This window comes from Roseofilum sp. SBFL (assembly GCF_017746885.1).
In the GTDB taxonomy this organism is placed as follows: Bacteria; Cyanobacteriota; Cyanobacteriia; order Cyanobacteriales; family Desertifilaceae; genus Roseofilum.
In genome coordinates, this window is sequence record NZ_JAGHZH010000110.1 from 1 (window position 1) to 9,491 (window position 9,491).

The 9,491-nt window shown below is 45.2% G+C and carries 12 protein-coding genes; 7 read left to right on the plus strand and 5 right to left on the minus strand.

The window, feature by feature from the left end:
• Positions 1-153: 153 nt before the first annotated feature.
• A complete protein-coding gene (cobM, locus tag J7545_RS12335; protein WP_318701088.1) occupies positions 154-951 on the minus strand; it encodes a precorrin-4 C(11)-methyltransferase in 798 nt (265 codons plus the stop codon).
• 196 nt (positions 952-1,147) lie between these two features.
• Between cobM and J7545_RS12340 the strand changes: the two genes are divergently transcribed.
• A complete protein-coding gene (locus J7545_RS12340; protein WP_271941314.1) occupies positions 1,148-1,300 on the plus strand; it encodes a hypothetical protein in 153 nt (50 codons plus the stop codon).
• A 176-nt stretch (positions 1,301-1,476) separates the two neighbouring features.
• Here the strand turns inward: J7545_RS12340 and J7545_RS12345 are convergent, their stop codons facing one another.
• The 4 genes from J7545_RS12345 to J7545_RS12360 all read right to left on the minus strand — a co-directional run bounded on the left by J7545_RS12345 (position 1,477) and on the right by J7545_RS12360 (position 3,239).
• Positions 1,477-1,914 carry a hypothetical protein gene (locus tag J7545_RS12345; protein ID WP_318701087.1) on the minus strand — a complete coding sequence of 146 codons (438 nt, stop codon included), beginning with the start codon at positions 1,912-1,914 and terminating at the stop codon, positions 1,477-1,479.
• Between the two features lie 93 nt (positions 1,915-2,007).
• Positions 2,008-2,157, minus strand: coding sequence for a hypothetical protein (locus J7545_RS12350; RefSeq protein WP_271941320.1), 150 nt, complete (start codon positions 2,155-2,157; stop codon positions 2,008-2,010).
• 21 nt (positions 2,158-2,178) lie between these two features.
• A complete protein-coding gene (gene petN / locus J7545_RS12355; RefSeq protein ID WP_318719615.1) occupies positions 2,179-2,469 on the minus strand; it encodes a cytochrome b6-f complex subunit PetN in 291 nt (96 codons plus the stop codon).
• A gap of 8 nt (positions 2,470-2,477) precedes the next feature.
• Positions 2,478-3,239 (minus strand): MBL fold metallo-hydrolase, encoded by a 762-nt coding sequence (locus tag J7545_RS12360; protein WP_318701084.1) that lies wholly within the window; start codon positions 3,237-3,239, stop codon positions 2,478-2,480.
• Positions 3,240-3,398: 159 nt separating this feature from the next.
• On the opposite strand from J7545_RS12360, the gene J7545_RS12365 reads away from it, so the two are divergent.
• From J7545_RS12365 to J7545_RS12390, 6 genes are all read left to right on the plus strand, one after another.
• Complete coding sequence (locus J7545_RS12365) at positions 3,399-3,845, plus strand: DUF29 domain-containing protein (RefSeq protein WP_318701083.1); 447 nt, start codon at positions 3,399-3,401, stop codon at positions 3,843-3,845.
• 35 nt (positions 3,846-3,880) lie between these two features.
• Entirely contained in the window at positions 3,881-4,894 is a 1,014-nt protein-coding gene (locus tag J7545_RS12370; RefSeq protein ID WP_318701081.1) for a YbjN domain-containing protein, read from the plus strand.
• Positions 4,895-4,913: 19 nt separating this feature from the next.
• Positions 4,914-7,313, plus strand: coding sequence for a substrate-binding domain-containing protein (locus tag J7545_RS12375; protein ID WP_318701080.1), 2,400 nt, complete (start codon positions 4,914-4,916; stop codon positions 7,311-7,313).
• Complete coding sequence (locus J7545_RS12380; protein WP_318701079.1) at positions 7,310-7,576, plus strand: hypothetical protein; 267 nt, start codon at positions 7,310-7,312, stop codon at positions 7,574-7,576. Before J7545_RS12375 ends, J7545_RS12380 begins: the two co-directional genes overlap by 4 nt.
• The gene (locus J7545_RS12385; protein WP_318701078.1) at positions 7,573-8,037 is read left to right on the plus strand and encodes a phage tail protein; all 465 of its coding nucleotides are present in this window, start codon (positions 7,573-7,575) and stop codon (positions 8,035-8,037) included. The genes J7545_RS12380 and J7545_RS12385 overlap by 4 nt, the downstream gene beginning before the upstream one ends.
• A 113-nt stretch (positions 8,038-8,150) precedes the next feature.
• A partial coding sequence (locus tag J7545_RS12390) for a hypothetical protein (RefSeq protein WP_318719614.1) occupies positions 8,151-9,491 on the plus strand: 1,341 nt, incomplete at its 3' end.

Sequence of the window (9,491 nt, forward strand, 5' to 3'; positions counted from 1 at the left end):
AACGCCACAGTCATTTTTATATTGGATGCGATGGATTATTGTGGGTTCAGTCCTTTCAATGTTGGTCTTCTTTGGCTCAAGAACTGATGGATTCCAAGCCTCATAAGCGCTTATTTTTCCAGAAGGGGTTAAAGGCTCTATTCCTTATACAGTCTACTCTTTAGCTCCCTTGTCACCCCTTGAGGGACGAAACAAGTGGGAATGATCGGGATGATAAAGCTGCGATCGCCCTCCGATACCCTTCAGCGCTGGACTAATCACATACAATGTCGTCCGTATTAACTCCTGTTCCTGGGTTTCACGTGCCATCTTTTCCAACGGAACCACCACAATCTTCTCATCCGGCCATCCCAACCGATAACAAATGGCAACTGGAGTATCTGCTGGATAATGCTTTAACAACTGTTCTTGGGAACGCTCTACATGACGTGCGGCTAAATATAAACATAAACTTGCTTGATGGGCTGCCAAAGACTCTAACTCTTCCCCTGAAGGCATTTGAGATGCTCGGCCGCTCACCCGCGTTAAAATGATCGTCTGCACCAACTCCGGAACCGTTAACTCTACCCCCAAGCGGGCGGCTGCCAACTGAAAAGCACTAATTCCCGGTACAATTTCAAACGGAATTTCTGCTTCCGATAACCCTTGGATTTGTTCGCCAATGGCACTGTACAAACTCGGATCGCCTGAATGCAACAGCACGACTACATGACCTTGACGCACCCGCTCAATCATCATCGGTAAAATTGACTCTAGGGTTTGATGACCCGTCGGGATTAACTCGGCATCTTTGCGGGTATCGAGCAACATCTGCTTCGGAACCAAAGAGTTGGCATACAGGATTGCATCGGCCTGAGCCAAAATCCGTTGAGCGCGAACCGTCAGCAATTCCGGGTCACCAGGGCCGGCTCCAACAATATAAACGGCTGGATTTAGGGGGATGTCAGTCATTGAAAAGCTCCAAAGAGGTTCCAGTTGGGCAAAATTCTCAGCCCTATCAGGCGCGCTACGCCAACGATAGGACGAAAAAGGCTTGGCCAAGGGTTTGTTAAAATTTCGTAACTCTGGCTACAATTTTTCGCTAAATCAGTTATCTTAAAAGAAAGAAACTCAATCTACCTTATCAAAAGTCAAAAAACTGTTTATCATGAACAAAAAACGCCAACAACTCCAACAAGCCGCTCAAGCGCATAAAGAAAACCTACGCAAAAACCTACAACACAGATTAGAGGTCGCTCGTACTAAAGGCGATGTTTCTCTAGTCCATCAGCTAGAAGCGGAAGCAGACTATCTAGGATAAGGCTTGATTCTGACGAATTATCAAATTCGTCAGCAAAACTTAATCTGCACCTACGCACAACACTTACATTGTATAAGGGCGTTTCCTGTCTGAATCGTGACACGAAGCGCCCTTTTATAGCGCGGTGCGATCGCCCGACTCAGCTCACCTTCACTCTAATATGACCGTCTTAGAGCTTACAATCCGTTGCTGAAGTCATCTAGGGTTAGCTGCAAATACCACTCTGGAGAAGCCTGATACTCTTCTAATTTCCGTTTCGCTGCCCCTTGAGGATCTTCGGCGTGTAAAATCATAAAGCCAACGGTTTTCAAGTTCGGTAAAGGTAGGGGAGGTGAAGCGGTCTCCTTTTCTTTCTCTACTTCCTCTACTTCTTCCTCTATTTCGGGTTTAACCTTGTTTTGCTGGAGCGTCACACAAGCTTGTTGATAGAGGGGCAGAATTTCATCATAGTTATAGAGCAATTCTTCTAGGGCAACGAGGGCTTTTGAGTCTCCATTATCCCAATCTTTAATCACTTGATGAATACCAAACTTGAGGCTTAAGGGCAATGCCTCTGCACACTCGGTAATGGCAAATAAGAAGGCTTTTAAGATAATGGTATCAGAGTTTTTCATGGCGATTCGACGTTTCGGGAAGCTATGACAGGGAATCGGCGATCGGGTTCAGGAGCGTCACCCCATCCCCCAATACCGCCATTTACCCCATTATTAAGATGAAGAACGATTTTCTCGCTCTTCTTTGAGTCGCCTGCGGCGATCGTTCCAGTCTACTAAGGTAAGATAAACGACTCCGCCTGTTACCAAGATCAATAGGGCAAAAGCTGCCCAAACGAGACTGGCGAAAAGTGGAGATTCCATGAGCTTTCCCTCAGATATTACTTAGAAACCGTTTCTTGCCCAAACGACCATAGAGATAGAGAAGGTGAAAATCACCAGCAAGGAAACCCAGCCTAAAGAGAGAATGTCCATAGTTAATCTTAAAACAACCGTATTACTCCATTGTTTATCATACAAGGGAATGGGGAGTGGGGAGTAGAGGGATAGGGAGTGGGGAATAGGGAATGGGGAATAGGGAAGAGGCAAGAGGCAAGAGGCAATTAATGTCCCCGTGTCCCCGTGTCTCCTCGTCCCCATGTCCCCATGTCCCCGTGTCCTTCCCATCCTCTCCATCCCCAAGTTTAATGCAGTGGTACTTCTAGGCGCTCTCCAGGGGTGGGGGAGAGGGCTTGGGTGCTTAAGCCTTGAGCCGATAGTGTTTGCTGAAAGTCTTCTACGGTTCCTTCGGCTCGGAGTAAGGAAATCAGCAAGCCTTCAAACTTGGCATCCCCCCCTGCTGCTGTGGGCAACATGACTTGAGGTTTGACCCATTGAGCTACTTTGAGGGCACTTTCTGTACCTTTAATGATTGGCCCGACTATCGGTAAACCTAAATCGATCATGGGCGTAATAATTACATCAATCGGTCCCTTTTCCTGTAGAGTAGGGGAATGGTAACCGTGGGGTTCATAATAAACGGTTTTGCCGCTAGAGAGTTCTTTGAAGATATAACCATTCTCTACGAGGGTGGGGCCAATGGGAGAACCAGGAACGGCCTGAATCTCGACCTGCTCATTGAAGCGATAGGTTTGGCCATGTTCTAGGGAATGGATGTTAGTATAGCCGAATTCTTTGACGACTTTGGCGGCATTGGGGGAGCCAACAACGGGTAAATTTTTATTCAATTGTTTCAGGGTCTGGGGATGGGCATGATCTTCTAATCCCTGGGAGAGAACGACTAAATCAATGGTTTCTGGAATGGCACGGTCTTGGGGACGATATCCTTTGAAGAGCCAGGGCAGGTTACCAAATACTAGGGGGCCAACTAACCAGGGGTCAATGAGAATGTTTTGTCCTCCGAGTTCGAGTAACCAAGAGTTGCTATCAAGATAGGTGAGATACATAAGGATGATGGCGTTTTGATCGGTGTTTTTATTGTAGGCATAGATTCTGAAGTGGGAGAAGGAGCTGGGGGATGAGGGAATTGCTCTATAAGTTAAAATTGCGATAACAGCGGAAAGTGCTGTAAGTAGCGATCGCCAAACCATGAGAGGAAGTGAGTCATGTCCACCTTATCCGATTGGCAGCAACTGGCCATTCATTCCCATTATCAAACCGCAAACGCTATTTTAGATCGCTTGCACGCAGGTAGTGCAAGCGAAGCGAGTCAAGGGTTAGAAGCACTGATTGAAGCCATGGGAAGAAGTGAAAAACGAGCGATACAAAGTCAATTAATTCGACTCATGAGCCACATTATTAAGTGGAATGAGCAGCCAGAGATGCGATCGGCGAGTTGGAGCATTACGATTCAATCTGCACGAGATGAAATTGAGGATATTCAGGAAGAAATTCCTAGCTTAAATCAAGATTTTATTGACTCGATTTGGGAGAAATGTTTCCAGAGAGCAGTGCGATATGCAGAAACAGAAATGGGGGTTCAATGTGAAGGGGTTTCTCTGTCTTGGGAAGAGGTTTTTCAGGCAGAATATCGCGTTGTTAAACCCACTTAACTTGATTGGTGTCAGCTTGAATATAGGGAATGGTTATGAGCGATCGCAATTTAGAACTGAATCAAGAGATTATTTTTGATGCGGAACATGAGACTCCATTGCCAGTGCAAGGGGTGGAGATCGGGGTGAACTCTGACGAGGGGTTACCGGAAGTAAGCTTAAAGGTGGCAGTAGATGGGCCCAGTTATGAAGAAATTGAGGGCAAAAATCGGTTTAATTTAGAGAAACGATGGCGCGGGGAGATGACTGGGGAATTTTTGAGCGATCGCCCCCTATATTTAGAACTGATGTTACAACCCGATCGAATTCCCGATCCCATCCCAGAGGATTTACGTATAATTTTAAGCCCAGAATACTTGCAATCTGAGTTGTGGTTAGCTCTCTCTATTTATCAAGAGGTTAATGGGGAACGGGTGGGTTATGATACTTTTTGGAAACGAGCCAATTTAACTGAATTGACCCAAGCTTTTCAGATGGGAGCGCAAGCTCTGGAAACCCTATTTAATGTGGTTCAGGAGGGTTTAGAAGGAGCATTATCAGAGGCTAAAGAGGGAAAATTCACCCAATTTATGCGCCAGTTAGAGGAGTGGACAGAGGAGGAAGATGAACGTTCTTTAGAGTCCGTGGTGCGCGAGTTTTTCCATGAAGATGATTGGGAATTTATACAGTTAAAATCCGGACTTTTACAGTTAGCTTTTCAGGGAGACAACGGTCGTTGGCGCTGTTATGCTCGGATTCATGAAGCGGACAAGCAATTTATTTTTTATTCTATCTGTCCTGTTGCAGTTGGAGAGGAGTATCGGGGGTTAATGGCTGAATTCTTAACAAAAGCTAACTATGGCATGATTTTGGGCAATTTTGAGTTAGACTTTACGGACGGTGAAATCCGATATAAGACAAGCATTGATGTAGAGAACGATCGCCTCAGTCTGGCTTTGGTGCGATCGTTAGTGTATGCCAATGTGACGATTGTAGATCGGTATTTACCTGGAATTGTGTCGGTATTGGAAGGGAGTCCAGTATCGGATGCAATCGAAAGGGTTGAATAGTAGGACTTCTTGACATCAGATGGGACAAGGAAGAAATAATCGGCCTTTTGGCCGACGAACTCTAGAGCAGATTGAGCGGGAGGGACGGGGACGGGCCCAAAGTCGGTTGAGCTTCTTGAGAAGTGGCTTATTTTACCGCTTGTATCGTTTCTTTCCCTTCTGGATGATTCGACTGATTCCGTTTATCCAACAGGATATGCTGGATCTGTTGCGTCGAGAGCGAGAGGAAGAGGAGGAAGCAGAAGCAGAGGCTGCACCGGTAGAAACCGTTGCGCCTCCGGTGGTGGGGTCGCGTAGAGACTGGATTTATACGGAATACCGATGTATTTGGGGAGACCCATTGGAGTGCGATCAGCCCCGTCAGAGTATTGAGGCGGATGGGGAGACCAAAGTTTGTCTGAGATGCGGATTTCCGGCGATTTTACGCCCGAAAGCAGAGATCGTCGGCCATCGGGGACGGTATCGGGTAACGGAATTTCTCGGGACTCGGGGGATGGGGCGGTTGTATAAAGGGGCGCAGGTGGTGAACAATGCACCTGTGGTGATTAAAGAGTATTTGTTACCCAAGCGCTATTTTAATATTCAGGAAGCGCAGAATTACAAGGATAATTTTGAGAATGTGGCTGGGGCAGTTTTGGCGGATGGTCGGGCCCAGGATTTTCGGGTGTTGAGTTTTGGGGATGCGATCGGCGATCGCCACGAGGAACGCTGTTATGTGGTCACCGAGGGTTTGGCCAGTCTTTATCCCACATTAAGGGTTTATGTGCAACAAAAGGGGGCAATGGATCAGTTTGAATTGTTGCATTTTTTGAATCAGGTTTTGCAAAGTTTAGAGTCCTTGCATGGGCAAAAATATCGTCTACCTTCAAGCAAAATTCAAGGGGGGTTACCCCATGGAAATTTGAGTTTAGATACTCTGCTGATTTTGCCCCAAGAACAACAGTTTTTTGAGTTTCCCCAATTTCTGATTTATTTGTCTGATTTGTGGTTGTGGGAATATCGTTTTTTCCCGCCCACGATGACGGTAAAACGACCCGCATTAAGCCAAGATTTGCGGGATTTGGGCCACATCAGCTTTACCTTACTGACCGGCACGTGGTCGCTTGAAGAAGAAAACAGTTTAAATCCGAAGTTGCCCCAAAATTGGCCCGATGTCGATCCCAAAATTCAACAGTTTATTTGGCGCTTATTGGAGATTGATACGCCATTTCCTAGTGCAGAAGTGGCTCGCCAGTCTTTGCCTCAGTTGTCTCGATCGTTACAGTTCATCGAGTCAGCGGAAATTGAAGAAGAAGAAGATATTAAGCGCAAGCGTCGCTGGTGGTGGTTACTGTGGCTCTTGCTATTGTTGGGTTTGGGGAGTGGTTTGGGGTGGTGGTTACTGCGGCGATCCAATGGCATGGCAACCGCCCAAAATCCGAGGGTTTGCTGTGTTCAAGATGTAGCTGCTGTTCCCCAGGGACGGTTTCAGTATACAGCCGTGGGGAATGGGATTTGGAATTATGTGATCAAACAACCGAATTTGGTAGCGTTGGGACGGCGTTTGGAAACGGAGTTAGGGCAGCGTATTCCTAAGTTGGAGTTGGTGTATGAACCCGTGCAGTCTTTGGAAGAGGCTATTTCTACTGTGCGCGGCGATCGGGCTGATTTTGCCATTGCCTCAGCCATCAATGAACCGGATTTAGAAGCCAAACGAATTGCCTATGATGGATTAGTAATTTTTGTCCCATTTAGTTACGAGTTTCGCCGTAACTCTTTGCCCCGAACCTTAAACGGACAGTTGAGTTTGGATCGGGTACGCCAGTTGTATACCGGGGAAGTGACGAATTGGCAAGAGTTGGGAGGCCCCGATTTACCGGTAAAGTTATATGTGCCGGACAATCCAGAACTCATCCGTATCTTTGAGGAGCAGGTTTTGCAAGATCCGGGGGCGATCGCCGCCTTTCGTCAAGGGTTGCCAAAACCGACAAACCCCGATGCTTTGGTCACTACGCCATCGGAATCTACGATTTCTGTCCTACCGATTTTCGAGCTATTGCGAACAATATTAGCCGATTTTGAGGAACGGGAAATCGGTGGCATTGGCTTTGGGGCGATCGCCCAAGTTTTTGGCCAATGTTCCGTTTATCCCCTAGCCATTTCCACTGAGAATAAAACCGCCGTTCAACCCCTCATTCAAAACAACACTCAACCCTTGAATCCAGGAACCGATCTCTGCAATGATAAAGGCAGTTATTTCCCCCATGTAGAATTGTTTCAAACCGGTGAATATCCCTTGGCATATCCTCTCACCGTCGTTTATGCTCGTGATAATAGCCGTCCTCCTATCGGGCAAAAATTTGCCGAGCTTCTGCAAACTGAAGAAATGCAAAACCTATTAGCAAAAACCGGCCTCATTCCCCTAAACCTCAGACCATGACTAATGACTATAACCCCCATAGCTCCTGGGAACCCATCGGCGATCCACATAAAGCGGCTGGCTTTACCATTCCTGCACCCTTCCAAACCCACCGCCGACCCACCGATCAAACGAATTTTGATACCTTACAAAAAGCCGCCCAAAAAATTCAAGACGATCCTTTGAAAGTCCAACAGTTAGCCGATCGAGTTTATGCATTATTACTCGAAGACTTACGTGAACAAAAACAACGTCAAGGATTATATAAAGGACGCTTGTCATGAAGAAACCGAATCGCTATACCCAACATCGAGCCAACTACATTCTCACCAATCGGTTTTACGTTGAAATTGGTAATGAAATCAAAGCTTCTTTCAGTGAATGTTCGGGCTTCGGAGTCAATATGAAAAAAGAAACCTTACTTGAAGGGGGACTCAACGATCGGCAGCACATTTTAGTCGGCCATGCAGAATTCGACGATGTGACCTTAAAACGGGGAATGACCAACGATTTAACCTTCTGGAATTGGCTCTCACAAACCCTCAGTAGCTTTCCCAAAACGCGATATAACCTCAATATCCTCATGTTCAACCAAGCGGGTGAAACCCAGTTAGCGTGGTCATTACTGGACGCAATACCCGTGAGTTGGAAGGCTCCTGCTTTGCAAGCAGACAGTTCTTCAGTGGCGATCGAAGAATTAACCCTAGCCTACGAAGGCATTGAGCTAATTTTATCTGGCCGCTAACAAACCCGAAAAATTGAGATTACAACTCCATACTATGAGCCTGAGCCGAAAAAATAGACAAACAGCTATATTCAGACTTATGTAACTTCTAGTCAACCTAAAGGACTAAAGTATTGACTATGACAGAAAACGCAACACCAAACAACTTACCAGAAACACCATTAAGCTTAAAATCTTCCTTACTCACCCATCATCCCCTAGGACAAAAATTTATTGCTCCAAAGTTTATCAAACCCTTGGGAGCAATAAATATTAGTTTTGTGAACAAATCCATCATTCAAGGGATCTTAATAGACGATATATTTCAACAACAAAGATTACAAACATCCCCACTAATACAAAATAAAACTTTAATTCCCCCTTCACTTCATCCCTCATTCACCCCTGAAACAAAAGCAGAAAATACTTCTATAAAAATACCTGAACTCAACAAAGATCCTTTATCTAAAAACTCTAGCCTTCAAAAAACCTCATTTCCTGATTACGATACTTCATTTCAAACCAAAACAAAAAAAAGCTCAAATACCAATCAATCCTCCCCTCATATTTCACGAAGATCCCATAAAAAAACTGAAATATTTCGTTCCATTATTACCTCATCTAATCCTCAAGACACAACAAAATACCAGTTAAATCCTAGTTTTGAGACTCATGATCAATCCTCCTCGTCTACCATTAAACAAAAAAACAAAACATCAAACACTTCCAGGAATCTCCCTCTTGAACATAAGTTTATTCAAAAAAAGTATTCTTTGAATACAAATCGAAAAGCAAATGATCCCCTTCAAATTTTTCGTAGAAAATCTCAAAGCAAAGAAACTATACAAGCAAAAGTCACTCAAGACTTTCAAGCAAAAATTCCAGAGCAATGGTCTAGCATAGAAGAATTGATAGGAGAAACTAAACAATCCACATCCTCCAAGCCAGTACAAAGAACAGAAGAAAGCACTGACTCTCCTGGTACACTCACCTCAAATCACCCAACTCAATCCGTGCAAAGAATAGAAGAAACAACTAACTTCGCCTCAGAAAGCTCCAGTCCCTCCATACAAAAAACAGAAGAAACAACTGACTCTTCTGCTACACTTGCCTCAAATCACCCAACTCAATCCGTACAAAGAACAGAAGCAATCACTGATTCTCCTGCTGCACTCGCCTTAGAAAACCCAACTCAATCCGTACAAAGAACAGAAGCAATCCCTGACTCTTCTAGTACACTTCTGTCCGAAAACTCCAGTCCCTCCATACAAAGAACAGAAGAAAAACCTGACTCTTCTGGCACATTTACCTCAGAAAACTCCAGTCCCTCCATACAAAGAACAGAAGAAATCACTGACTCTTCTGCCACATTCACCTCCGAAAACCTAACTCCCTCTGTGCAAAGAACAGAAGAAAGCACCGACTCTTCTGCCACACTTGCCTCAGAAAACTCCAGTCCCTCCATACAAAGAACA

What these genes read in the sequence shown, in the direction of transcription:
- cobM (WP_318701088.1), bottom strand. Translation starts at nt 951, where the DNA reads ATGACTGACATCCCCCTAAATCCAGCCGTTTATATTGTTGGAGCCGGC.
- J7545_RS12340 (WP_271941314.1), top strand. Translation starts at nt 1,148, where the DNA reads ATGAACAAAAAACGCCAACAACTCCAACAAGCCGCTCAAGCGCATAAA.
- J7545_RS12345 (WP_318701087.1), bottom strand. Translation starts at nt 1,914, where the DNA reads ATGAAAAACTCTGATACCATTATCTTAAAAGCCTTCTTATTTGCCATT.
- J7545_RS12350 (WP_271941320.1), bottom strand. Translation starts at nt 2,157, where the DNA reads ATGGAATCTCCACTTTTCGCCAGTCTCGTTTGGGCAGCTTTTGCCCTA.
- petN (WP_318719615.1), bottom strand. Translation starts at nt 2,469, where the DNA reads ATGGAGAGGATGGGAAGGACACGGGGACATGGGGACATGGGGACGAGG.
- J7545_RS12360 (WP_318701084.1), bottom strand. Translation starts at nt 3,239, where the DNA reads ATGTATCTCACCTATCTTGATAGCAACTCTTGGTTACTCGAACTCGGA.
- J7545_RS12365 (WP_318701083.1), top strand. Translation starts at nt 3,399, where the DNA reads ATGTCCACCTTATCCGATTGGCAGCAACTGGCCATTCATTCCCATTAT.
- J7545_RS12370 (WP_318701081.1), top strand. Translation starts at nt 3,881, where the DNA reads ATGAGCGATCGCAATTTAGAACTGAATCAAGAGATTATTTTTGATGCG.
- J7545_RS12375 (WP_318701080.1), top strand. Translation starts at nt 4,914, where the DNA reads ATGGGACAAGGAAGAAATAATCGGCCTTTTGGCCGACGAACTCTAGAG.
- J7545_RS12380 (WP_318701079.1), top strand. Translation starts at nt 7,310, where the DNA reads ATGACTAATGACTATAACCCCCATAGCTCCTGGGAACCCATCGGCGAT.
- J7545_RS12385 (WP_318701078.1), top strand. Translation starts at nt 7,573, where the DNA reads ATGAAGAAACCGAATCGCTATACCCAACATCGAGCCAACTACATTCTC.